Source organism: Streptomyces sp. NPDC044002 (genome assembly GCF_056434525.1).
In genome coordinates this window covers 97,132-120,438 of sequence record NZ_JBWKEZ010000012.1, presented here as the reverse complement: position 1 = coordinate 120,438, position 23,307 = coordinate 97,132, and the positions used below count along the sequence as shown (strand labels likewise).

Sequence of the window (23,307 nt, the reverse complement as noted above, 5' to 3'; positions counted from 1 at the left end):
ACGACGCAAGCCGAGGGGGAACGAGCATGGCAGTGACGGCGCTGTGCCACGGGGAGGGTTGCCGCACCGGGCGGTCGGGCGGAGGGACCCGCAGGCGCACGACCGGCGGCAGCCGGCTCTGCAAGCCCTGCCGGGAGCACCTCGCCGCGGGCCTCGCGGAACTGGCCCACCTGTACGAGGAATGCGGCCGCGTCCTCGGCGGCGCGGCCCCCGGCAGCCTGCGCGAGCGCACCACCGGCGGAGTACTGCCCGGCCTCCCCTTCAACGGCGCCGCCGCCGACGTACGGGCCGGGATGGTCTCCGTACTCGGCTCCTGGAGCGGGCTCGTCGCCCAGCAGCGCGGCCTCGCCGCACCGCCGCGCACCGTTGCCGCGCTCACCGCCTTCCTGCTGCGCAACGCCGACTGGCTCGCCGCCCACTCCGCCGCCGGCGAGGCCACCGAGGAGATCGCCCGGCTGGTACGGGCCGGCCGCCGCGCCGCCTTCCCCGACCCGGCCCGCAGCATCCGCCTCGGCGACTGCCCCGAGTCCGGCTGCGCCGGCGCCCTCACCCTCGCGGTGCGCGCCGCGGCCCGCGCCGACGAGCCGGCCATCGTGTGCGCCGCGGACCCGGGACACCGCTGGACCAGCGACCAGTGGAGCGGCCTCAGCCGCTCCATGGACTCCCGGGAACCCGGCACCCCGGCCGCGCCGGCCACCGAGCGCTGGCTGACCGCCGCCGACATCGCGCAGCTGTGGCACACCCCCACGGGTACCGTCTACCGGCTGGCGAGCGAGCAGCGCTGGCGCCGGCGCAACCGCGCGGGGCGCACGTACTACAACGAGAGCGACGTCCGGGACTGCTTCACCCGCCGGGCGGCCGCGCGGACCTGAGCCTTCCGTCCCGGTCCGCGGCACCACACCGAGCAGCACTCCACACCGGTCAGCACGGCCTCCGGCAGGGTCCGGATCCGGCCGTCTGACCGGTGTTTGACATTCCCTTTTCCACCGTCCGACGCACCGCACCGGGCCTTGTGGAACCTGACCTACTCCTGAATCCAGCGCCATTGAACGGCCGCTCGCGGCCGAAGAACCTTGTAGTCAAGATCCGGTGCACTGTCTCCGGAGGCCGAACTCAAGGAGACGTGATGGACGCCCCTGTGATCGTCGTCGGCGCGGGTCCCGCGGGCATGATGCTCGCCGGCGAACTGCGGCTGGCGGGAGTCGCCGTAGTCGTCCTCGAACGCCTTGACCGGCGTACGGGCGAATCCCGCGGGCTCGGCTTCACCACCCGCACGCTGGAGACCTTCGACCAGCGCGGCCTGCTCGCACGCTTCGGCGAGATCGAGCGCAGCACCCAGGGCCACTTCGGCGGACTGCCGCTGGACTTCGGCGTGCTCGACGGCGCCTGCCAGGCCGCCAAGACCGTGCCGCAGTCCGTCACGGAGACGCACCTGGAGGAATGGGCCGCCTCCCTCGGCGCCGACATCCGGCGCGGCCACGAAGTGCTCTCCGTACGCGACGACGGCGAGGGCGTCGACGTCGAGGTCCGCGGCCCGGACGGCACGCACACCCTGCGCGCCGGCTGGCTGGTCGGCTGCGACGGCGGGCGCAGCACCGTGCGCAAGGCGGCCGGCTTCGACTTCCCCGGCACGGCGGCCACCATGGAGATGTACCTCGCCGACATCCGGGGCATCGAACTGAAGCCCCGGATGATCGGCGAGAGCCTGCCCGGCGGCATGGTCATGGTGGGCCCGCTGCCCGGCGGCACCACCCGCATCGTCGTCTGCGAACGCGGCACCCCGCCGCGCCGGCGCGAGAGCCCGCCGTCCTTCGACGAGGTCGCCGCCGCCTGGCAGCGGCTCACCGGCGAGGACATCTCGGCCGCCGAACCCGTCTGGGTCAGCGCCTTCGGCGACGCGGCACGGCAGGTCACCGAGTACCGGCGCGGGCGGGTGCTGCTCGCGGGCGACGCCGCGCACATCCACCTGCCCGCCGGCGGCCAGGGCATGAACACCGGCATCCAGGACGCCGTCAACCTCGGCTGGAAGCTCGCCTCCGTCGTACTCGGCCGCGCACCGCTCGGCCTGCTCGACACCTACCACGGCGAACGCCACCCCGTCGGCCGGCGGCTCCTGATGAACACCCGGGCCCAGGGACTGCTGTTCCTCAGCGGCGCGGAGGTACAGCCGCTGCGCGACTCCCTGCGCGACCTCATGGAGTACGAGGACGTCCGCCGGCACCTCGCCGCCATGGTCACCGGACTGGAGATCAGCTACGACGTGGGGCGGGGCAGCCATCCGCTGCTCGGCCGGCGCATGCCGGACCTGGAGCTCACCGGCCCCGAAGGCCCCACCTCCAGCACCGAACTGCTGCGCCCCGCCCGCGGGGTGCTCCTCGACCTGGCGGACAACCCCCGGCTGCGCCAGCGCGCCGCGGCCTGGGCGGAACGGGTCGACACCGTCACCGCCCGGCCGCGCGGCGCGGCGCCCGCGACCGGCGGACTGCACGACACCACCGCCCTGCTGATCCGGCCCGACGGGTACGTGGCATGGGCCGCGCCCGGCAGCCACCACGACCTGCCGATGGCGCTCGAACGCTGGTTCGGGACCCCCTGACGGGACCCCCGGCCCGCAGGGCCGCTGACGACCGGCGCACCCCCTGACGGCCGCCCCATCCGGCGGCCGGACGAGAACGTCAATCGGAGGAACCACACATGGCAACGCCGCAAGCAACGATCGAGCGCCTCCCCGCCGGCCCGACCGGCCACGACGGGGAACGCCGCGACATCGTACGGGCGGCCAGGGCCGTCCTCGCCCGCGAAGGCTGGAGGCGCTGCACCGCCGAAGCCACCGCGGCCGAGGCCTCAGTGGGCACGGACGCCGTGGCCCGGCACTTCCCCGACCACGAACAACTCCTGCTCGGCGTACTGCTGGACAGCTCCGCCTCCGTCGCGGCCTGCCTCGCGGCCGTCGCCGAGAGCCACCTCGCGGAGATCACCGACCTGCGGGGCGACCTGATCGCCCTGGGCCGGGCCTGGCTGGCGCCGCTGGAGGCCTTCCGCGAGCACTTCGCGATCGTCCGGCACATCAGCGCCGAGGTCACCACCCTGCCCGCCGAGGCCGTCGACAAGTGGCAGGCCACCGGCCCCCGCCAGGCCCGCCGCGAGCTCGCCCGCCGGCTGCGCCAGGTAGCCGACCGCGGCCTGCTCGGCATCACCGACGCCGACCAGGCGGCCGAACGCTTCATCCTGCTGGTCCCCTCGTCCGTCGTGCAGCGCTCCTTCCACGGCGCGCTGCCGCTCGGACGACACGAGGAGGACGCGCTCATAGCCGACGGAGTCGACGACTTCATCCGGCTGTACGGCCCGAGCTCCTCCCGCTGACCCCGCCGATCCCTGGAGAGAGTAGAAACGATGCACAGCAACCTGATCGTGGCGCGGATGGACGTCCGTTCCAGCGCCGAGGTCGCCCAGCTCTTCGCCGAGTTCGACAACACGGACATGCCGCAGCGCATGGGCACGCTGCGCCGGCGCCTGTTCACCTACAACGGCCTCTACTTCCACCTCCAGGACTTCGCCGAGGACGACGGCGGCGAGCGCATCCAGGCGTCCCGCAACGACCCGCGGTTCATGAAGATCAGCTACGACCTGCAGCCCTTCATCCAGCCGTACGACCCGGAGACCTGGCGCACGCCGGCCGACGCGATGGCCACGCGCTTCTACGACTGGACGGCCTCCGAATGATGTCCGCCGGATCAGCGCAGATGACGGGAGGGCACCGCTCGTGGCCCGCCGGGTAGTCATCACAGGCATCGGGGTACTGGCGCCGGGAGGCATCGGTGTCCGGGAGTTCTGGGAACTGCTGTGCTCGGGGCGCACGGCGACGCGGGAGATCACCCACTTCGACGCCTCCGGGTTCCGCTCCCGGGTGGCGGCCGAGGCCGACTTCCTGCCGGAGCTGCACGGCCTGACGCAGGACGAGATCCGCCGCATGGACCGCGCCGCCCAGTTCGCGGTGGTCGCGGCCCGCGAGGCCGTCGAGGACAGCGGCCTCGACCCCACCGGCTTCGACCCGTACCGCACGGGCGTCAGCATCGGCACCGGAGTGGGAGCCGTCAGCAGCCTCGACAAGGCGTACCGCGCGGCCAGCATCGACGGCCGGCTCCAGGCCGTCGACCACACCCGGGCGCCGCAGCACCTCTACGAGCACTTCGTACCCAGCTCCTTCGCCGCGGAAGTGGCGTGGGTGGTGGGTGCGGAGGGGCCGGTGACGGTGGTCTCCTCCGGTTGCACCGCGGGGATCGACTCCGTGGCCCATGCGGTGGACCTGATCCGCGAGGGTGCGGCCGACGTCATGGTGACGGGTGCGACAGACGCGCCGATCACCCCGCTGACGCTGGCGTGCTTCGACGCGATCAAGGCGACGACGACGCTGAACGACGATCCGGAGCGGGCGTCCCGGCCGTTCGACGCGACCCGCAAGGGTTTCGTGCTCGGTGAGGGCGCGGCGGTGTTCGTGCTGGAGGAGCTGGAGGCCGCCCGCGCCCGGGGCGCGCACGTCTACGCCGAGATCGCCGGCTACGCCTCCCGCTCCAGCGCCTTCCACATGACGGGCCTGCGCCCCGACGGACGGGAGCTCGCCGAGGCCATCACGGTCGCACTCGACGAGGCGCACCTCGGCCCCGCCGACCTCGACTACGTCAACGCGCACGGCTCGGGGACCAAGCAGAACGACGCCCACGAGACGGCCGCGTACCGCCTGGCCCTGGGGCCGCACGCCTACCGGATCCCGGTGAGCTCGATCAAGTCGATGATCGGGCATTCGCTGGGGTCGGTGGGGGCGTTGGAGATCGCGGCGTCCGTGCTGGCGATGGAGCACCACGTGGTGCCCCCGACGGCGAACCTGCGCACGCGCGACCCCGACTGCGACCTGGACTACGTGCCGGTGGTGGCGCGGGAGCAGCGCACGGACGCCGTGCTGACGGTGGGCAGCGGGTTCGGGGGGTTCCAGTGCGCGATGGTGCTTGCCCGGCCGGACAGGAGGCTGCCGTGAGCGGCAGGACCCTGATCACCGGTATCGGTGTGGCGGCGCCGAGCGGGCTGGGGGTGGCGGACTTCTGGGCGGCGACGCGGATCGGGAAGAACGCGATCGGGCCGGTGACCCGCTTCGACGCCTCGTCGTTCCCGGCGCGTCTGGCGGGGGAGGTCCACGGTTTCGAGGCGGGGGACCATCTGCCGGGGCGGCTGGTGCCGCAGACCGACCGGGTCACCCAGCTGGCCCTGATCGCCACCGACTGCGCCTTCGCCGACGCGGGCATCGCACCGGGGGACGTCCATCCGTGTGACATGGGTGTGGTGACCGCTGCCGGCTCCGGGGGCTTCGAGTTCGGCGAGCGGGAGCTGCGCAAGCTGTGGAGCCAGGGCGCCAGGCATGTGAGCGCGTACCAGTCCTTCGCCTGGTTCTACGCCGTCAACAGCGGCCAGATCGCGGTCCGCAACGACCTGCGCGGCCCGGCCGGGGTCGTGGTCGGTGACCAGGCCGGCGGGCTGGAGGCGTTCTCGTACGCACGGCGGCGGCTCCGCAAGGGGAGCCGGCTGATCGCGACCGGTGGTTTCGACGCTTCCATCTGCTCCTTCGGATGGGCCGCCCACCTGGCCGGCGGATCCCTCTCCCTCAGTGACGAGGCAGAGCGTGCGTATCTGCCGTTCGACGGGGCGGCGTCGGGTTATGTGCCCGGTGAGGGCGGGGCGATCGTCGTCCTGGAGGACGAGGGCAGTGTCCGGGCGCGTGGCGGGGGCAATGTGTACGGCGAGTTCGCCGGTTACGCGGCCACGTTCGATCCGCGGCCGGGCAGTGGGCGTGAGCCGGGTCTGCGGCGGGCGGTGGAGGGGGCGCTGGCGGATGCCGGGTGTCATCCGGACGAGGTGGACGTGGTGTTCGCCGACGGCGCGGGTGTGCCGGACCTGGACCGGGCGGAGGCCGAGGCCATCACGGCGGTGTTCGGTCCGCGGCGGGTGCCGGTGACGGCGCCCAAGACGATGACCGGGCGGCTCGGCGCGGGCGGCGCGCCGGTCGACGTGGTCAGCGCGGTCCTGGCGATGCGCGAGGGGCTGATCCCGGCGACCACCAACGTCGAACTCTCGCCCGACTACGACATCGACCTGGTGACCGGGCGTTCCCGGACCGCATCCGTGCGCACCGCGCTCGTCCTGGCCCGCGGCCACGGCGGCTTCAACTCCGCCGCCCTCCTGCGCGCCGTCGACTGAACCGACCACCCCTGTCCCACCCGTACGACAGAACTCCCGCGGCCGGACTCCCCGGTCGCGGAAGACCGATGAAAGGACCCACCGTGTCCAAGCAGGAATTCACCTTCGACGACCTCAAGCGCATCCTCCTGGAGGGCGCGGGCGCCGACGAGGCCGTCGACCTCGACGGGGACATCCTCGACGCCGACTTCGAGGCCCTGGGCTACGAGTCGCTGGCGCTCCTGGAGACCGGTGGCCGCATCGAGCGCGAGTTCGGGATCACGCTCGACGACGACATCTTCAGCGACAACAGCACCCCGCGCACCCTCGTCGAAGCCGTCAACCAGCACCTCAAGGTCTCCGTCGACGCCTGACGCGTCACGCGTCACGTCACACCCGCCACCACATCCCCCATCCCAGCCCACAGAAAGGGAGTACGCCCATGGCCATCGATCAGGACTGCACCGAGACCCAGGTGATCGTGGTCGGCGCGGGCCCCGTCGGACTGCTGCTCGCCGGAGAACTCCGGCTCGCGGGGGCGGACGTGGTGGTGCTCGACGGGCTCACCGCGCCGACCGCCGAATCCCGGGCGTCGTCCCTGCACGCCCGGACCGTGGAGATCCTCGACAGCCGCGGCCTGCTGGAACGCCTCGGCGACGTACCGCACGAGAACGCCGGCCACTTCGGGGGCATACCCCTCGACCTCGGCCTGCCCGGCCCCTACCCGGGGCAGTGGAAGGTCGCCCAGACCCGCCTGGAGGAAGTCCTCGGGGAATGGGCGGCCGACCTCGGCGCGGACATCCGGCGCGGCCACGAGCTGACCGGGCTGACCACAACGGCGGACGGGGCGCTGGCCACCGTACGCACCGAGAACGGCGGGGAGGTGGCCTTCCGGGCCCCGTACCTCGTCGGCTGCGACGGCGAGAACAGCGCCGTGCGGCGCCTGGGGGGCTTCGGCTTCCCCGGCACCGACGCCGAACGCGAAATGCTGCGGGCCGACGTCGCGGGCATCGACATCCCGAACCGCCGCTTCCAGCGGCTGGCGGGCGGACTGGCCATCGCGGCCCGCCGGCCCGACGGGGTGACCCGGGTGATGGTGCACGAGTTCGGGGCCCGCCCCCGGGCCGGGCAGCCCGTCTTCGAGGAGGTCGCCGACGCCTGGAAGCGCATCACCGGAGAGGACATCGGCTCCGGCACCCCGCTGTGGGTGAACTCGTTCGGCGACGCCTCCCGGCAGGCCGCCGAGTACCGCCGGGGCCCGCTCCTGCTCGCCGGGGACGCCGCCCACCAGCAGATGCCGATCGGAGGCCAGTCCCTCAACCTCGGGCTCCAGGACGCCTTCAACCTCGGCTGGAAGCTGGGCGCCCGGATCGCCGGGCACGGCACCGAGGAACTCCTCGACAGCTACCACGCCGAACGGCACCCCGTCGGCAGGGCCGTCCAGGGCAACGTCCGCACCCAGGCGATGCTGCTGCTCGGCGGACCCGAGGTGGACGCGGTGCGGGAGGTGTTCGCCGAGCTCACCGCCAGTGAGAACGTACGGACCCACCTGGCCGGCCTGATCTCGGGCCTCTCGGTACGCCACGCGGTCGACGGCGGTGACGGCGGTGACGGTGACGGCGGCGGCTCCGGGCTGCTCGGCCTGAGGGTGCCGCACTGGGGGGTGACCACCGCCGAGGGCAGCACCGGCACCTTCGAACTGCTGCGTCCGGGGCGGGGCCTGCTGCTCCTCCCGCCCGGCGACGAGGCCCGCCGGGCCGAACTCGCCGAGGCGGCCGCACCCTGGGCGGGCCGGGTCCGCACCGTGGCAGCCGCCTCGGTGACCGCCGCCCCGGTCGCGGGCGGCTCCGCCGGGGAGGCGGTCACCGCCGTGCTGGTGCGCCCCGACGGGCACGTGGTCTGGGCCGACGGTCCGGACGCGGGCCCGCTCACCGGGGCGCTGGGCCGCTGGTTCGGGCCCGAGCGGACCGGGGAGCCCACCGTCCGGCCGGCGGCACCGGTCACCGCCGGCGCCCCCGCGGCAGTGCTCACCGCACCCGCGGCGGTGCCCGCGCGGACCGGCGCCGGGGCGGAGCGGCTCACCGGCCGCACCGCGCTGGTGACCGGGTCGAGCCGGGGCATGGGCCGGGCGGCCGCGATGCGGCTGGCGGAGGAGGGCGCGCTCGTCGCCGTCCACTACAACCAGGACGAGGCGGCCGCCCACGAGGTCGTCGCCTCGGTCGAGAAGGACGGCGGCCGCGCCTTCGCGCTGCGCACCGAACTGGGCGTCGACGGAGATGCGGACACCCTGTTCACCGCGCTGGAGGCGGAACTGCTGGAGCGCACCGGCTCCACCGACCTGCACATCCTGGTCAACAACGCCGGGGTGATGGGCGGGGTCCCGGCGGACCAGGTCACCCCCGAGCAGTTCGACCGGATCTTCGCCGTCAACGCCAGGGCGCCCTTCTTCCTGATCCAGCGGGCGCTGCGGAACATGCCCGACGGCGGCCGGATCATCAACATCTCCTCCGGCCTGACCCGGTTCGCGAACCCGGACGAGATCGCGTACGCGATGAGCAAGGGCGCGCTCGAACAGCTCGCGCTGCACTTCGCGAAGGCCCTCGGCCCCCGGGGCATCACCATCAACTCGGTGGCGCCCGGCATCACCCGCAACGGCAACCCGGTCTTCGACGTCCCCGAGGCCGTCGAGTACATGGCGGGGCTGTCCGCCTTCAACCGGGTCGGCGAGCCGGAGGACGTCGCCGACGTGGTGGCCTTCCTCGCCACCGACGAGGCGCGCTGGATCACCGGCTCCTTCGTCGACGCCACCGGCGGCACCCTCCTCGGCTGATCCACGAGACACAGCCGGGGGCCCAAGACCCCGCCGGCGCACAACCCACGCGCCGCGCCGGCGGCGGGCGGGCGGTCCGGGGAACCCTCCCCGGGCCGCCCGTCCCCTTCTCGTCCGCTCCTCGCCCCCTCCTCATCCGCTCCTCCGAAACGCGAGCGTGCCCACCCGATGAACACCCAGTCCGGCGGCCGGGCCCGGGCCCGCTGGGCCCTGGTGTCCGTACTCGCCGCCAACATGCTGGTGGACGCCCTGGAGGTGTCCGCGACCCTGGTGGCCCTGCCGTCCGTCGGCAGCGGCCTGGGACTGTCCGTCACCCGCGTCCAGTGGCTGGTCAGCGGCTTCGCCGCCGGCTTCGGCGGGCTGCTGCTGTTCGGCGGCCGACTGGTCGAGCGGCTGGGCCGGCGCCGGGTCTACCTGGCGGCACTGCCGGTCTTCGCCGCCGCCTCGCTGGCGGGCGCGCTGACCGACAGCGCGCTCCTGCTGACGGCCACCCGCGTGCTGAAAGGATTCTGTGTGGCGCTGACCGCGCCCACCGGACTCGCCATCATCCTCTCCGCCGTCCCCGAGGGCGCCGAGCGCCGCCGGGCGGTCTCCGTCTACTCCTTCTTCGGCGCCGCCGGGTTCTGCTCGGGACTGCTGCTCTCGGGCCTGCTCACCGGTGCGGGCTGGCGCTGGACCATCGCCTTCCCCGCGCCCGTGGCCCTGCTGCTGCTCGCCGCCGGGCTGCGGCTGGTCCCCCGCGACGGGGACGGGCCGCGCCGACCGCTCGGCCGGCACCCCCTCGTCGCGGGCGCCGCCCTGACCGGAGCCGTGCTGCTGCTGGTGTACGCGCTCTCCCGCATCGCGGGCCCCGGCGGGCAGTGGCGGTACGCCGCCGCGGCCTTCGCGGGGGCCGCGGCGCTGGCCGCCGTACTCGTACGGGCCGAACGCACCGCGCCGCGGCCGCTGCTGCGCACCGAACTGCTGCGGCACGAGCCGCTGTTGCGCTCCGCGCTCGGGGCGGCCGCGCTCAACGGCTCGTACGTGGGCTTCCTGCTGGTGGCGGCCCTGCACCTGCGGGGGGCCGGCTGGAGCCCCTGGCAGACGGCCCTGGCCTTCCTGCCGGCCGGCGTCCCGCTCGCGCTGAGCGCCCTGCACTCCGGGCGGATCGCCGCCCGGCTGGGCCCCGCGCGGGCCGTCGCCGCCGGGGCGGCCGCCGCCCCGCTCGGCTACGCCCTCTACCCGCACGGCGGGGGGACGGTCGGTTACGCCGACCTGCTGCCCGCCATGTCCTTCGTCGGCGTCGCCTTCGTGCTGGCCTTCACCGCCCTGCACCTCCAGGCCACCGGCACGGTCCCGCCCGCCCTCCAGCAGGCGGCCGGCGGCCTCTACCAGACCTGCGTACAGCTGGGCGCGGCGCTGACGACCGCGCTGACGTCGGCCCTGTACGCGGCCGCCGGCCGGGGCCCCGCGCTCTGGCTGGTCACCGGCGTCGGCCTGGCCGGCGCGTGCGTGGCCCTGCGCGGCCTGCTCCACCCCTCCTCAACCCGGAGAGCATCATGAACACACTCCACATGTCAGACACATACGAGACAGACACCGGCCTGGTGCACATGACCAGGCCCGACATGGCGGTCCTGGCCACGGCCGGGCTGCACGAGCGCACCCGGATCCTGGAGCAGTACGTGCGCGAGGAACTCGGCCGCATCCTCGGCATCGAGCCCCACCTCGTGGACACCACGGGCCGTCCCATGGGCTGCCTCGGGATCGGCTCGATCTCCGGCATCGAGCTCCAGTACCGGATGGAGGCGACCCTCGGCGTCGACGTGAACCTCCAGCGGCTGCTGCTCGCCAACAGCGCCCAGGAGCTCATCGACTGCCTCGCCGGCCAGCTCGGCCCCGAGGCCCACCTGCACGGGGCAGCGGTGCCGGCATGAGCACTACGACCCTGCTCCCGGCCGTCCGCCCGGTGGTCAACCACCAGGACCTGGACCGGCCCGACTTCACCCTCTCCGCCGACCGCGTCGACCTCTGGCTGATCCGCCGCCCCACCGGCGCGGACGCCGACGCGCTGGCGATCGGCGAGCTCGACGACCAGGAGCGCGAGCGCACCGACTCCTTCATCCGCCAGTCGGACGGCCTGCTGTACGCCGCCGCCCACGTGGCGGTGCGCCGGCTGCTCGGACGTTACACGGCCACCCTGCCCCAGGACGTCCGCTTCATGCGCGAGCCCTGCCCGGGCTGCGGCGAGCCGCACGGCCGCCCCGCCCTCTCTCCCCCGCCGCCGCCGCTGCACTACTCCCTCTCGCACAGCGGGGGCGTGGCCATGGTGGGCGTCGGCACCTCGCCGCTCGGCGTTGACGTGGAGAAACTCCCCGGCGCCGAGACGGTGGACATCTGCTCCAAGGCGCTCCACCCGGACGAGCAGCTGGAGATCTCCGAGGCCGAGACCGGTGAGGACCGGCGGCAGCTGTTCGGACAGATCTGGACGCGCAAGGAAGCGTTCCTCAAGGGGCTCGGTACGGGGTTGAGCCGTTCGCCCGCCGAGGACTACCTGGGCACCGACCACGGCCGCCACCCGGACGGCTGGACCATGGTCGGCGTTCCGGCCGACGCCACCCACGCCGCCGCGGTGGCGGTGGCCGGGGCCGCCCCCAAGGTGGTCGACGTCAGGTGGGTGCCCGACACCTGGCTGGCCGCGGACCACACCGTGTGCGGCGCCGCCCCCGGACCGCGTGACACGGTCCTCGCCAGTTGAACCGCAGATAAGGACGTGACCGGATGACCACCGCCTTCGTCTTCCCCGGCCAGGGCTCCGCATACGCCGGCATGGCCAGGGAGCTGCTCGCCCTGCGGCCCGACCTCGCCGACACCTACTACCGCACCGCCGACGACCTGCTCGGGTTCCCGCTGGCCGGGGTCTGCCTGGACGGTTCGCCGCGGGACCTGGACGACCCGGCCGTGGCACAGCCGGCGATCTTCCTCACCAGCATGGCCGTCCTGGAGGTGCTGCGCGGCGAGGGCCTGCGGCCGGACGCCGTGGCCGGGCACAGCCTGGGCGAGTACGCGGCGCTCGTCGCCGCCGGCGTCCTGGAGTGGACCGAGGCGCTCTGGCTCGTCCGGCTCCGCGGCGAGCTCGTCGCCACCGTCGGGGACCGCGTCGGCAGTGCCACCGCGGCGGTCATCGGCCCGAGCCGTGCGGAGCTGGCCCGGATCTGCGCCGAGGCCCGGGCGGCCACCGGCCAGGTGGTCGAGGTGGCGGGGGACAACGAACCCCGCCAGACCGTGGTGTCCGGCCAGGCCGAGGCGGTGGCCCGCGCCACCGACGCGGCCCGGGCGGCCGGGGCGCGGGTGGAATGGCTGCACACCGGCGGCCCGTTCCACTCCAGCCTGCTGGGCGAGGCCGAGGCGGAGTTCACCGAGACGCTCATCGCGACGGAGTTCCGCGACCCGGTGGTGCCCCTGGTCTCCGGCGTCACCGGCGGGTGGGTGACCAGCGCCGCCGAGGCCGCCGTCGCCCTGCGCGGCCAGCTCACCAGCCCGGTGCGGTGGACCGGGGCGGTCGGCACGCTCGCCGCCTCGGGCGTCGACCGGTTCGTCGAGGTGGGGCCGGGCCGGGTGCTCGGCGGGCTGGTCCGGCGGATCCTGCCGGGCGCCCGGGTCCACAGCACGCACACGCCGGACCGGCTGGCGCTGGCCGTGGACGAGCTCACCGCGACGGCGGCCTGACCCCGGCCTGACCCAGGCACGAGCGGGGCCGTAGATCCGTGCGAGGTCCGCACGGTACTGATCCGTTCTCTGGGGTGCGGCGCGCCGGCGGTGCCGGCGTACCGCCCCGCGAGCACGCGGACCCGCCGCAGCCAGTGCCGGCGGGACGTCACGAGACGAGGAGCAGTCTGTGGAGACGACAGTCGAGCCCGGCCAACTCATCCGCGTGGCGAAGGGGCGCCCCGACGCCGAGGCCCTCGCGGCGCTGACCGCGGTGGTGCTCGCGCGGGCGGCGGCGTACGAGGGCGAGCACGGCGGCACGGCCGGCGGCGGGCCGGCCCTCGCCGGCCGGCGCCGGCCCGAGCGGGTCCGTGGCTACCTCGGCCCGCGGACCTGGCACGCGCTCCGGTCGGCCTGACCGGGCCGCGGCCCCGCCCCCGTCCGCACACCGCGCCCGCCCGCCCTTCAACCCAGTGCCACGGTCCAGGAGTTCGCGGGCGGACGCTCCTGGCCGCCGGCCCGTGTCCCGAGTCCGCCGACTGGAGAGGCCATGCCATCGACCCATGACGACATCGCGGCACTGCGCGAGCAGGTGCAGGCCCTGAGCGACCGCGCCGAGCTGCGCGAGCTGTTCGACCGCTACGTGACCGCCCTCGACACCCACGACGGGACGGGGCCGGAGGACTTCCGGTACGCCTCGCTCTTCACCGAGGACGCCACCTTCTCCTTCCCGATCGGGGTGTGCGAGGGGATCGAGGCCTTCGCCGCGTTCCAGCGCGGGGCCCGGGAACGGTGGGCGCGCATCCACCACACCAGCTCCAACCACTCCGTCGTCCTCGACGGGGACCGGGCCACGCTGCGGGCCCAGCAGCTCACCACGCACGTCCACCACGCCGGCCGGGGGCCGTCGGCCCACTTCGAGGTCGGCGGGTACTCCGAGGCCCGGGCCGTGCGCACGCCGGCCGGCTGGCGGCTGAGCCACGTCGCGTTCCACGTCGTGTGGGACTCCGGCGCACGCCTGCCCGAACTCGCCGGAGTCCGGCTGTGAGAACCGGATGAACGCCGTGCAGACCGCCGGCTACCGGGTCCCCGCCAGGGATCCCGCACCGGAGGCCGTACGCCTCCCACGGGCGTGCGCCGCACCGCCCCTGACCACCCTGCTGCGCCGCCGGGCCGCCTGGGGGCTGGCCGTCGCCAAGGCCCGGCGCAGCCCGTCCGCCCGGTCGTCCTGACCCTCCTGGAGATGCCCCTCATGGTCCCTGTGCCACCTGCCGGCGTGCCCCCGGTCCGGCCCGTCACCCTCGACGCCGCCGGGATCCCGCTGTCCGGTCTGCTGGCCCTGCCCGCACAGCCCGTACCCCGGGCGCTGGTGGTGGCCCTGCACGGCTCGGGGATGAGCGCGGGCTACTTCGACAGCCGGGCGCGGCCCGGGCTCTCGCTGCTGGAGCTCGGCGCCGGCCTCGGATACGCCGTACTCGCCCTGGACCGGCCCGGGTACGGGGCCTCGGCGGGGGCGCTGCCCGAGGGGCAGGACCTCGCGGGGCAGACCGCCGCCGTGCTCGCCGCACTGGAGGGCTTCGCCGAGGGGCGCGAACTGGGCGCCGGAGTCTTCCTCGTGGCCCATTCGGGCGGCGGCCGCGTCGCGCTCGCGGCCGCGGGCGCGGCCCGGGGCGGCCTCGTACCGATCGGGGTGGACGTCTCCGGCATCGGGCGGCGCTTCGCCGTGGAGGCCGGCCGGCTGCCCGGCCCCGACCTGCCGGGCGAGTGGCGCCGGCACTGGGGCGCCCTGCGGTTCTACCCGCCGGACGCCTTCCGGCTCGGGCAGGGGCTGCTGCGGCCGGTCCCCGCGACCGAGGCGCGGGAGACGCGGCGGTGGCCGGAAATGTACCCCGCCGTGGCGGCCGGGGTGCGGGTGCCGGTGCGCTTCACGTTCGCCGAACAGGAGCAGTGGTGGAGGCACGACGGGGAGGCGCTGGAGGAACTGCTGACTCCGCTGACGGCGGCCCCCGCGGAGGTGGCCCGGCAGCCGCACGCGGGGCACAACATCAGCCTGGGCTGGGCGGCCCGCACCTACCACCTGCGGGTCCTGTCCTTCCTGGAGGAATGCCTCCTCGCCCGCGACGTGGCCGTTGGCCGGGTCGTGACGGGCTCTGACGGCGACCTGAAGAAGGTTGACGCGGATCTGACATAGACCCCGTTGACCCCGTGGACGGGTACCGACGAGGGTTCTCGTGAGCATCCCGAGACATGCAACGAACCGTCACACCGGGACACGTCCACTCGGTCTCCCGGTATCTGTCGGATCCGTTCCGATCCATCTGAACCCTCCCGAAGAGGAACGCGCATGAGCGACCTGAAGGACCTGGTGCAGGCCGGCACCGCCATCGACGCCGAGAGAACCGACGCCTGACCTCGGACCCGACCAAACGGTTGCGGCCCCCGCGGCCCCTCCGGGCCCGGGCCCGGCCGCAGCCCGTCTCCACGACCGACGAGAAGCAGGTTTCTCATGGCGACCGGCCACCACAACGTCCACCCGCTGCCGCAGACGAAGCAGCTGCGGGCCATGCACACGATCATCCGAGACCGCGGGGCCTCCCGCTCGGACTTCGTGTTCTACTCCCGGCGCATCATCCGCCTCCTGCTCGAATCGGCGCTCGACCAGCTGCCGTTCGACGAGCACGCGGCCGTCACGCCGGTCGGTGAGACGTACGACGGACTGAAGTTCGGCACCAAACTGTGCGCCGTGCCCGTGATCCGGGCCGGTGACTCCATGCTCGACGAGCTGCGCCAGGTCATCCCCGACATCACCGTCGGGAAGCTGCTCATCCAGCGGCACAAGGTCACCAAGCTCCCGCACCTGTACTACAAGAACTTCCCCGAGGACATCGCCAACCGGCACGTCCTCGCCCTGGAGCCGATGCTGGCCACCGGCGGCAGCGCCAACATGGCCATCGAAGTCCTTCTGGAGGCAGGCGTGCGTGAGGAGAACATCGTCTTCGTCAACCTGCTCGCGGCGCCCGAGGGCATCGCGGCGGTCCATGCCGAGCACCCGAACGTCAAGATCGTCACCTCGTCGATCGAGGAGCGCCTCAACGAGAACGCGTTCATGATCCCGGGCATCGGCGACTTCGGCGACCGCTACTTCGGCACGACCGACTCGGCAGCGGCCTGATGAAGGCGGGCCGTTCACTCGCGGACTCCGCGCTCACCGTGCTCGCGCCGGTGGTCTGGGGTTCGACGTACCTGGTCACCACGGAGCTGCTGCCCGAGGGCAGACCCCTGCTCTCGGCACTGCTCCGCGCCCTGCCCGCCGGCCTGATCCTGCTGCTCGTCGGCCGGGTGCTGCCGAAGGGCATCTGGTGGTGGCGCGCCCTGGTCCTCGGCGTGCTGAACATCGGAGCCTTCTTCTACCTGCTCTTCGTGGCCGCCTACCACCTCCCGGGCGGCGTCGCGGCGCTGGTGATGGCCATCCAGCCGATGATCGTGCTGGTGCTCGGCGCCGCGCTGCTGAAGGAGCGGATCAAGCGGATCCACGTGATCGGCTGTGCCCTCGGCACGGCCGGCGTGGCCCTGCTCGTGCTCCAGCCGAACGCCGGGCTCAACCTCACCGGTGTCATCGCCGGTCTGCTGGGCGCGCTCAGCATGGCCTCCGGCATCGTGCTGACCAAGCGCTGGGGACGCCCCGAAGGGGTGGGCCTGCTGCCCTTCACGGGCTGGCAGCTCACCGTCGGCGGCCTGGTCCTGCTGCCGATCGCGCTGATCGGCGAGGGACTGCCCGGCGAGATCACCGCGGAGAACCTCTGGGGCTTCGCCTACCTCGGCATCATCGGGGCCCTGATCGCCTACGCGATCTGGTTCCGCGGGGTGCAGCGGCTGCCCGCGCTCACCGTGTCGTTCCTGAGCTTCGGCTCGCCCCTCACGGCCACCCTGCTCGGCTGGTTCGTCCTCGACCAGGCGCTGTCGCCGCTCCAGATCCTCGGAGCGCTGACGGTTGTCGCGTCGGTGGTCCTGGCCCAGCCGAGGCAGGCCAAGCAGCAGCCAGAACCCGAACCCGAACCCGAGCCCGAGCCCGGACCGGATCCGGTCCGGCCGGCCTCGCGGGAATCCGTCAAGGCGTAACGCGACGGAGCCCCGCCCACGACTCCCCGCCCGGCCTGCCCCCTGGAGCAGGGCGGGGAGCGGTGGTGGCACACCGTGGCCTCCCCCGTCCGCGGTGTGCCGCCCACCTCCTGACCCCGAAACCGTGGAAGGACCGAGTCCGTGCCCCACATCCACATCCGGCACTACCCGAGGGACTTCACGGCCGAGCAGCTCAGGGAGATCGACGAGGCCGTGACGGCCGCCGTGACGCGGACCTTCGCCCTCGGCGAGGACGCCGTCTCGATCTCCCTGGAGCCGGTCACACCGGAGGACTGGCAGGCCCAGGTCCTCGCCGAGATAGCGGCCCGCCCGGACCAGCAGGTCAGGCGGCCCGGTTACGTGAACGAGAGTTGAGAGACATCCCGATGAGCGCAAGCAACGGCGTCCCCGTCGTCTACACCGAGGAGGTCCGCGAGGCCCTCCACGAGGGCAAGGCCGTCGTCGCCCTGGAGAGCAACGTCATCACCCACGGGCTGCCCTACCCGGACAACGCCGCCACCGCCCGCAAGGTGGAGGACGCGGTACGCTCCGGCGGCGCGGTACCCGCGACGATCTGCATCGAGGCCGGCGCCATCCGCGTCGGGATGTCCGACTCCGACATCGAGCGCTTCGCCTCCCTGCCGGGCATCCCCAAGGTGTCCAGCCGGGACCTGCCCGTCGTACTGGCGCAGGGCGGCCCGGGCGCCACCACCGTGGCCTCCTCGGTCGTGGCGGCGGAGCTCGCCGGGATCCCGTTCTTCTCGTCCGCCGGCATCGGCGGCGTGCACCGGGGTGCCCAGGAGAGCTGGGACGTGTCCTCGGACCTGATCCAGTTCACCCGCTCCAAGGTCGCCGTCGTCTGCGCGGGCGCGAAGATGATCCTCGACCTCGGCCTGACCCTGGAGTACCTGGAGACGCAGTGCGTCCCCGTCGTCGCCTACCGCTCGGACGACTTCCCCGCGTTCTACTGCCGTACGAGCGGCCACAAGGCGCCCCACCGCCTGGACGACGAACGGGTCATCGCCCGCGCCATCGAGGCCCACTGGGCCCTCGGCAACAACAGCTCCTTCCTGATCACCACCCCGGTCAGGGAGGAGGACGCCATCGACTCCGCCGAGGTGGACACGGCCATCCGCGCCGCGGTCGCCGAGGCGGCCCGGGACGGGGTTTCCGGCCAGGCCATCACCAAGTACCTGATGCGGGCCGTCGACGCCGCCACGGACGGCCGCTCCGCCAAGGCCAATATGGCCGTCCTCGCCTCCTGCGCCGAAGCCGCCGGCCGCCTGGCCGTCGCGCACTCCGCACACCTCGCGGAGCTCGCCGCGTGAGCGACTCCGGACAGATGCTGCTCTTCTCGGGACGCGCGCACCCCGCGCTGGCCCGGGCCATCGCGGCCGAACTGGGCACGGAGCTGGTCCCGACGAAGGCGGTCGACTTCGCCAACGGCGAGATCTACATCCGCTACCAGGCCTCCGTGCGCGGCGCGGACTGCTTCGTGATCCAGAGCCACACGGCCCCGATCAACAAGTCGATCATGGAACACCTCATCATGGTCGACGCGTTGAAGCGGGCCTCGGCCCGCAGCATCACCGTGATCCTTCCCTTCTACGGGTACGCGCGACAGGACCGCAAGCACAGCGGCCGGGAACCCATCTCGGCCCGCCTGGTGGCGGACCTGCTCAAGACCGCGGGTGCGGACCGGATCCTGACGGTCGACCTGCACGCCGACCAGATCCAGGGCTTCTTCGACGGCCCGGTGGACCACCTGTTCGCCATGCCGGTCCTCGCGGACCACATCGCCTCCAGGGTGGATCCGGCCGACCTCACCGTCGTGTCGCCCGACGCCGGCCGCGTACGCGTGGCCGACGGCTGGTGCGACCGCCTCGGCGCTCCGCTGGCCATCGTGCACAAGCGGCGCGACAAGGACGTGGCCCACCAGGTCACGGCCCACGAGGTGGTCGGCGAGGTCCGCGACCGGGTCTGCGTCCTGGTCGACGACATGATCGACACCGGCGGCACGATCTGCGCCGCCGCCGACGCCCTGTTCGCCCAGGGCGCGCGGGACGTCATCGTGGCGGCCACGCACGGGGTGCTCTCGGGCCCCGCCGCGGACCGCCTGAAGAACTCGCGCGTCAGCGAGTTCGTCTTCACGGACACCCTTCCGGTGCCCGGAGCACTGGGCCTCGACAAGGTGACAGTCCTGTCGATCGCCCCGCTCATCGCGGGCGCCTCGCGAGAGGTGTTCGAGAACGGATCTGTAACCCGGCTCCTGCGGAGCCGGTGATCGCCCGGACGGGCGGGGTCGATGGGGGCCCGGTCCGTCCGTTGGGGGAGGCGGCCGCAGCACGCACCGCGCCGTTCCGGTTCTTCCGGGTGGTGAGGCTCTGCCTTGCGCCCCTCAGTTCTTCGGTTTCATCCGGCCGGGCAGTCAACCCGGCCACTGACACCGGGCCCGCCGCTCCGCGGAGCCCGGTTCGCGGGGGCGTTCGACGGCGCCCGCTGCTCCACAACGGAACTTAAGGAAGCGGGAAATGACTCTTCAGGAGACCAGCGTGCTCGACCCCACCCTGCGCGGCACCACCACCTTGCCCGGCCTCCTCGCCGAGCGCGTCGCCGAGCACCCCGAGGCGATCGCCGTCGCGTACCGGGATGAGAAGCTCACCTTCCGCGAGCTGGCGTCCAGAAGCTCGGCCCTGGCCGACTACCTGGGGCACCTGGGCGTCTCGGCGGACCACTGCGTCGGCCTCTTCGTCGAGCCCTCCCTCGACCTCATGGTCGGCGCGTGGGGCATCCTGGGCGCCGGCGCCGCCTACCTGCCGCTGTCCCCGGAGTACCCCGAGGACCGGCTCCGCTACATGATCGAGAACAGCGAGGCGAAGATCATCCTGGCGCAGCAGCGCCTGGTGTCCCGCCTGCGCGAACTCGCCCCGCAGGACGTCACCATCGTGACCCTGCGCGAGTCCGAGGCCTTCGTCCGCCCCGAGGGCCAGGAGGCCCCCGTCGCCGGCGGCGACGCCCGCCCGGACACCCTCGCGTACGTCATCTACACCTCCGGCAGCACGGGCAAGCCGAAGGGTGTGATGATCGAGCACCGCAGCATCGTCAACCAGCTCGGCTGGCTGCGCGAGACCTACGGCATCGACCGCAGCAAGGTCATCCTGCAGAAGACCCCGATGAGCTTCGACGCCGCCCAGTGGGAGATCCTCTCCCCGGCCAACGGCGCGACCGTCGTCATGGGCGCCCCCGGCGTCTACGCCGACCCCGAGGGCCTCATCGAGACCATCGTCAAGCACGGCGTGACCACCCTCCAGTGCGTCCCGACCCTGCTCCAGGGCCTGATCGACACCGAGAAGTTCCCCGAGTGCGTCTCCCTCCAGCAGATCTTCTCCGGTGGCGAGGCCCTCTCCCGCCTGCTGGCGATCCAGGCCACGCAGGAGATGCCGGGCCGGGCCCTCATCAACGTCTACGGCCCGACCGAGACCACCATCAACTCGTCCTCGTTCGTGGTCGACCCCGCCGAGCTGGACGAGGGCCCGCAGTCCATCTCCATCGGCGCCCCGGTCCACGGCACCACGTACCACATCCTCGGCAAGGAGAACCTGAAGCCGGTCGGCGTCGGCGAGATCGGCGAGCTGTACATCGGCGGCATCCAGCTGGCCCGCGGCTACCTGCACCGCGACGACCTGACCGCCGAGCGCTTCCTGCGGATCGAGCTGGAGGAGGGCGCCGAGCCCGTCCGCCTGTACAAGACGGGCGACCTCGGCCAGTGGAACGCCGACGGCACCGTGCAGTTCGCCGGCCGCGCCGACAACCAGGTCAAGCTGCGCGGCTACCGCGTCGAGCTGGACGAGATATCCCTGGCCATCGAGAACCACGACTGGGTCCGCAACGCCGCCGTCATCGTCAAGAACGACGGCCGCACCGGCTTCCAGAACCTGATCGCCTGCATCGAGCTGAGCGAGAAGGAAGCCGCCCTGATGGACCAGGGCAACCACGGCTCCCACCACGCCTCGAAGAAGAGCAAGCTCCAGGTCAAGGCGCAGCTGTCCAACCCGGGCCTGCGCGACGACGCCGAGCTCGCCGCCCGCCCGGCCTTCGACCTGGAGGGCTCCGAGCCCACCCCCGAGCAGCGCGCCCGGGTCTTCGCCCGCAAGACCTACCGCTTCTACGAGGGCGGCGCGGTCAGCCAGGACGACCTGCTCAAGCTGCTCGGCTCCAAGGTCACCGCGGCCTACTCCCGCAAGGCGGCCGACCTGGCCCCCTCCGAACTGGGCCAGATCCTGCGCTGGTTCGGCCAGTACATCAGCGAGGAGCGCCTGCTCCCGAAGTACGGCTACGCCTCCCCGGGCGCGCTGTACGCGACGCAGATGTACTTCGAGCTGGAGGGCGTCGGCGGGCTCAAGCCGGGCTACTACTACTACCAGCCGGTCCGCCACCAGCTCGTCCTGATCAGCGAGCGGGCCGCCACCGGCAGGCCCACGGCGCAGATCCACTTCATCGGCAAGAAGAGCGGCATCGAGCCGGTCTACAAGAACAACATCCAGGAAGTCCTGGAGATCGAGACCGGCCACATCCTCGGCCTCTTCGAGCAGATCCTGCCGGCCTACGGTCTCGACGTGCAGGACCGCGCCTACGACCCGGCCGTCCGCGAGCTGCTCGACGTCGCCGACGAGGACTACTACCTGGGCACCTTCGAGCTGGTCCCGAACGAGGGCCCGCGCGAGGACCACGCCGAGGTCTACGTCCAGACGCACGGCGGCAAGGTCGCCGGCCTGCCCGAGGGCCAGTACCGCTACGAGAACGGCGCGCTGACCCGCTTCTCGGACGACATCGTCCTCAAGAAGCACGTCATCGCGATCAACCAGTCGGTCTACCAGGCCGCCAGCTTCGGCATCAGCGTCTACAGCCGCGCCGAGGAGGAGTGGCTGAAGTACATCACCCTCGGCAAGAAGCTCCAGCACCTGATGATGAACGGGCTGAACCTGGGCTTCATGTCCTCCGGCTACAGCTCCAAGACCGGCAACCCGCTGCCCGCCTCGCGCCGCATGGACGCCGTCCTCGCCGAGAACGGCGTCGAGGGCGGTCCGATGTACTTCTTCGTCGGCGGCCGCGTCAGCGACGAGCAGCTCGGCCACGAGGGCATGCGCGAGGACAGCGTCCACATGCGCGGTCCGGCCGAGCTGATCCGCGACGACCTCGTCAGCTTCCTCCCGGACTACATGATCCCCAACCGGGTTGTGGTCTTCGACCGGCTGCCGCTGTCCGCCAACGGCAAGATCGACGTCAAGGCGCTCTCCGTCTCCGACCAGGTCAACGCCGAGCTCGTGGAGCGCCCCTTCGTCGCCCCGCGCACGGAGACCGAGAAGGAGATCGCCGCCGTCTGGGAGAAGTCCCTGCGCCGCGAGAACGCCTCCGTCCAGGACGACTTCTTCGAGTCGGGCGGCAACTCGCTCATCGCCGTCGGCCTCGTCCGCGAGCTCAACTCGCGCCTGGGCGTCTCCCTGCCGCTGCAGAGCGTCCTGGAGTCCCCGACCATCGAGAAGCTGGCCCGCCGCCTGGAGCGCGAGGTCGCCCAGGAGTCCTCGCGCTTCGTCCGCCTGCACGCGGAGACCGGCAAGGCCCGGCCCGTGATCTGCTGGCCGGGTCTGGGCGGCTACCCGATGAACCTGCGCAGCCTGGCCGGCGAGATCGGCCTCGGCCGCTCGTTCTACGGCGTCCAGTCCTACGGCATCAACGAGGGCGAGACCCCGTACGAGACCATCACCGAGATGGCCAAGAAGGACATCGAGGCCCTCAAGGAGCTCCAGCCGACCGGCCCCTACACCCTGTGGGGCTACTCCTTCGGCGCCCGCGTGGCCTTCGAGACCGCGTACCAGCTGGAGCAGGCCGGCGAGAAGGTGGACAACCTCTTCCTGATCGCCCCCGGCTCGCCGAAGGTGCGCGCCGAGAACGGCAAGGTGTGGGGCCGCGAGGCGTCCTTCGCCAACCGCGGCTACACCACGATCCTCTTCTCGGTGTTCACCGGCACCATCTCCGGCCCGGACCTCGACCGGTGCCTGGAGACCGTGACGGACGAGGACTCCTTCGCCGAGTTCATCAGCGAGCTCAAGGGCATCGACGTCGACCTCGCCCGCCGGATCATCTCGGTCGTGGGCCAGACCTACGAGTTCGAGTACTCCTTCCACGAGCTGGCCGAGCGCACCCTCCAGGCGCCGATCAGCATCTTCAAGGCCGTGGGCGACGACTACTCGTTCCTGGAGAACAGCAGCGGCTACTCGGCCGAGCCGCCGACGGTCATCGACCTCGACGCCGACCACTACAGCCTGCTGCGCGACGACATCGGCGAGCTGGTCAAGCACATCCGCTACCTGCTCGGCGAGTGATCGCGGACAGGTGACGCCGTAGCGGCCACCCCGTCGGAGGAATCCGGCGGGGTGGCCGCTTTT

22 protein-coding genes are annotated in these 23,307 nt (G+C 72.8%); all 22 read left to right on the top strand.

Annotated features, from left to right (window positions below):
* Positions 1-26 precede the first annotated feature (26 nt).
* Positions 27-872, top strand: coding sequence for a hypothetical protein (locus AC07A6_RS12255; RefSeq protein ID WP_362465382.1), 846 nt, complete (start codon positions 27-29; stop codon positions 870-872).
* 254 nt (positions 873-1,126) lie between these two features.
* Entirely contained in the window at positions 1,127-2,596 is a 1,470-nt protein-coding gene (locus AC07A6_RS12250) for an FAD-dependent monooxygenase (protein ID WP_478777048.1), read from the top strand.
* Positions 2,597-2,694: 98 nt separating this feature from the next.
* A complete protein-coding gene (locus AC07A6_RS12245) occupies positions 2,695-3,363 on the top strand; it encodes a TetR/AcrR family transcriptional regulator C-terminal domain-containing protein (RefSeq protein WP_362465388.1) in 669 nt (222 codons plus the stop codon).
* 30 nt (positions 3,364-3,393) lie between these two features.
* Positions 3,394-3,723 (top strand): TcmI family type II polyketide cyclase, encoded by a 330-nt coding sequence (locus tag AC07A6_RS12240; protein ID WP_385760275.1) that lies wholly within the window; start codon positions 3,394-3,396, stop codon positions 3,721-3,723.
* 40 nt (positions 3,724-3,763) lie between these two features.
* Positions 3,764-5,032 carry a beta-ketoacyl-[acyl-carrier-protein] synthase family protein gene (locus tag AC07A6_RS12235; RefSeq protein WP_478777047.1) on the top strand — a complete coding sequence of 423 codons (1,269 nt, stop codon included), beginning with the start codon at positions 3,764-3,766 and terminating at the stop codon, positions 5,030-5,032.
* Positions 5,029-6,246: a ketosynthase chain-length factor gene (locus tag AC07A6_RS12230; protein WP_478777046.1), complete on the top strand. Its 1,218-nt coding sequence runs from the start codon at positions 5,029-5,031 to the stop codon at positions 6,244-6,246. The genes AC07A6_RS12235 and AC07A6_RS12230 overlap by 4 nt, the downstream gene beginning before the upstream one ends.
* An 83-nt stretch (positions 6,247-6,329) precedes the next feature.
* Positions 6,330-6,599 carry an acyl carrier protein gene (locus tag AC07A6_RS12225; RefSeq protein WP_185911021.1) on the top strand — a complete coding sequence of 90 codons (270 nt, stop codon included), beginning with the start codon at positions 6,330-6,332 and terminating at the stop codon, positions 6,597-6,599.
* 68 nt (positions 6,600-6,667) lie between these two features.
* Positions 6,668-9,055, top strand: coding sequence for an SDR family oxidoreductase (locus AC07A6_RS12220; RefSeq protein WP_478777045.1), 2,388 nt, complete (start codon positions 6,668-6,670; stop codon positions 9,053-9,055).
* 168 nt (positions 9,056-9,223) lie between these two features.
* Positions 9,224-10,597, top strand: coding sequence for an MFS transporter (locus tag AC07A6_RS12215; protein ID WP_478777044.1), 1,374 nt, complete (start codon positions 9,224-9,226; stop codon positions 10,595-10,597).
* Between the two features lie 11 nt (positions 10,598-10,608).
* Complete coding sequence (locus tag AC07A6_RS12210; protein WP_362465407.1) at positions 10,609-10,971, top strand: acyl carrier protein; 363 nt, start codon at positions 10,609-10,611, stop codon at positions 10,969-10,971.
* Entirely contained in the window at positions 10,968-11,792 is an 825-nt protein-coding gene (locus tag AC07A6_RS12205) for a 4'-phosphopantetheinyl transferase family protein (protein WP_362465410.1), read from the top strand. Before AC07A6_RS12210 ends, AC07A6_RS12205 begins: the two co-directional genes overlap by 4 nt.
* Positions 11,793-11,815: 23 nt before the next feature.
* Positions 11,816-12,763 carry an ACP S-malonyltransferase gene (locus AC07A6_RS12200; protein WP_362465413.1) on the top strand — a complete coding sequence of 316 codons (948 nt, stop codon included), beginning with the start codon at positions 11,816-11,818 and terminating at the stop codon, positions 12,761-12,763.
* A 169-nt stretch (positions 12,764-12,932) separates the two neighbouring features.
* Entirely contained in the window at positions 12,933-13,160 is a 228-nt protein-coding gene (locus AC07A6_RS12195; protein WP_362465416.1) for an acyl-CoA carboxylase subunit epsilon, read from the top strand.
* 132 nt (positions 13,161-13,292) lie between these two features.
* Positions 13,293-13,790: a nuclear transport factor 2 family protein gene (locus AC07A6_RS12190; RefSeq protein WP_478777043.1), complete on the top strand. Its 498-nt coding sequence runs from the start codon at positions 13,293-13,295 to the stop codon at positions 13,788-13,790.
* Between the two features lie 7 nt (positions 13,791-13,797).
* Positions 13,798-13,974, top strand: coding sequence for a hypothetical protein (locus AC07A6_RS12185; protein WP_478777042.1), 177 nt, complete (start codon positions 13,798-13,800; stop codon positions 13,972-13,974).
* An 11-nt stretch (positions 13,975-13,985) separates the two neighbouring features.
* Positions 13,986-14,933, top strand: coding sequence for an alpha/beta hydrolase (locus AC07A6_RS12180; RefSeq protein WP_362465424.1), 948 nt, complete (start codon positions 13,986-13,988; stop codon positions 14,931-14,933).
* Between the two features lie 315 nt (positions 14,934-15,248).
* Positions 15,249-15,914: a uracil phosphoribosyltransferase gene (gene upp, locus AC07A6_RS12175; RefSeq protein WP_362465427.1), complete on the top strand. Its 666-nt coding sequence runs from the start codon at positions 15,249-15,251 to the stop codon at positions 15,912-15,914.
* On the top strand, positions 15,914-16,861 hold the full coding sequence (locus AC07A6_RS12170) for an EamA family transporter (protein WP_478777041.1): 948 nt from the start codon (positions 15,914-15,916) through the stop codon (positions 16,859-16,861). Before upp ends, AC07A6_RS12170 begins: the two co-directional genes overlap by 1 nt.
* A gap of 141 nt (positions 16,862-17,002) precedes the next feature.
* Entirely contained in the window at positions 17,003-17,236 is a 234-nt protein-coding gene (locus AC07A6_RS12165) for a tautomerase family protein (protein ID WP_362465432.1), read from the top strand.
* A gap of 11 nt (positions 17,237-17,247) precedes the next feature.
* Positions 17,248-18,189: a pseudouridine-5'-phosphate glycosidase gene (locus AC07A6_RS12160; protein WP_362465435.1), complete on the top strand. Its 942-nt coding sequence runs from the start codon at positions 17,248-17,250 to the stop codon at positions 18,187-18,189.
* A 14-nt stretch (positions 18,190-18,203) separates the two neighbouring features.
* On the top strand, positions 18,204-19,145 hold the full coding sequence (locus tag AC07A6_RS12155) for a ribose-phosphate diphosphokinase (RefSeq protein WP_362465478.1): 942 nt from the start codon (positions 18,204-18,206) through the stop codon (positions 19,143-19,145).
* Positions 19,146-19,392: 247 nt separating this feature from the next.
* Positions 19,393-23,244: an amino acid adenylation domain-containing protein gene (locus AC07A6_RS12150; protein ID WP_478777040.1), complete on the top strand. Its 3,852-nt coding sequence runs from the start codon at positions 19,393-19,395 to the stop codon at positions 23,242-23,244.
* Positions 23,245-23,307: the final 63 nt, after the last annotated feature.

What these genes read in the sequence shown, in the direction of transcription:
- AC07A6_RS12255 (WP_362465382.1), top strand. Translation starts at nt 27, where the DNA reads ATGGCAGTGACGGCGCTGTGCCACGGGGAGGGTTGCCGCACCGGGCGG.
- AC07A6_RS12250 (WP_478777048.1), top strand. Translation starts at nt 1,127, where the DNA reads ATGGACGCCCCTGTGATCGTCGTCGGCGCGGGTCCCGCGGGCATGATG.
- AC07A6_RS12245 (WP_362465388.1), top strand. Translation starts at nt 2,695, where the DNA reads ATGGCAACGCCGCAAGCAACGATCGAGCGCCTCCCCGCCGGCCCGACC.
- AC07A6_RS12240 (WP_385760275.1), top strand. Translation starts at nt 3,394, where the DNA reads ATGCACAGCAACCTGATCGTGGCGCGGATGGACGTCCGTTCCAGCGCC.
- AC07A6_RS12220 (WP_478777045.1), top strand. Translation starts at nt 6,668, where the DNA reads ATGGCCATCGATCAGGACTGCACCGAGACCCAGGTGATCGTGGTCGGC.
- AC07A6_RS12215 (WP_478777044.1), top strand. Translation starts at nt 9,224, where the DNA reads ATGAACACCCAGTCCGGCGGCCGGGCCCGGGCCCGCTGGGCCCTGGTG.
- AC07A6_RS12210 (WP_362465407.1), top strand. Translation starts at nt 10,609, where the DNA reads ATGTCAGACACATACGAGACAGACACCGGCCTGGTGCACATGACCAGG.
- AC07A6_RS12205 (WP_362465410.1), top strand. Translation starts at nt 10,968, where the DNA reads ATGAGCACTACGACCCTGCTCCCGGCCGTCCGCCCGGTGGTCAACCAC.
- AC07A6_RS12200 (WP_362465413.1), top strand. Translation starts at nt 11,816, where the DNA reads ATGACCACCGCCTTCGTCTTCCCCGGCCAGGGCTCCGCATACGCCGGC.
- AC07A6_RS12190 (WP_478777043.1), top strand. Translation starts at nt 13,293, where the DNA reads ATGCCATCGACCCATGACGACATCGCGGCACTGCGCGAGCAGGTGCAG.
- AC07A6_RS12185 (WP_478777042.1), top strand. Translation starts at nt 13,798, where the DNA reads ATGAACGCCGTGCAGACCGCCGGCTACCGGGTCCCCGCCAGGGATCCC.
- AC07A6_RS12180 (WP_362465424.1), top strand. Translation starts at nt 13,986, where the DNA reads ATGCCCCTCATGGTCCCTGTGCCACCTGCCGGCGTGCCCCCGGTCCGG.
- upp (WP_362465427.1), top strand. Translation starts at nt 15,249, where the DNA reads ATGGCGACCGGCCACCACAACGTCCACCCGCTGCCGCAGACGAAGCAG.
- AC07A6_RS12170 (WP_478777041.1), top strand. Translation starts at nt 15,914, where the DNA reads ATGAAGGCGGGCCGTTCACTCGCGGACTCCGCGCTCACCGTGCTCGCG.
- AC07A6_RS12160 (WP_362465435.1), top strand. Translation starts at nt 17,248, where the DNA reads ATGAGCGCAAGCAACGGCGTCCCCGTCGTCTACACCGAGGAGGTCCGC.
- AC07A6_RS12155 (WP_362465478.1), top strand. Translation starts at nt 18,204, where the DNA reads ATGCTGCTCTTCTCGGGACGCGCGCACCCCGCGCTGGCCCGGGCCATC.
- AC07A6_RS12150 (WP_478777040.1), top strand. Translation starts at nt 19,393, where the DNA reads ATGACTCTTCAGGAGACCAGCGTGCTCGACCCCACCCTGCGCGGCACC.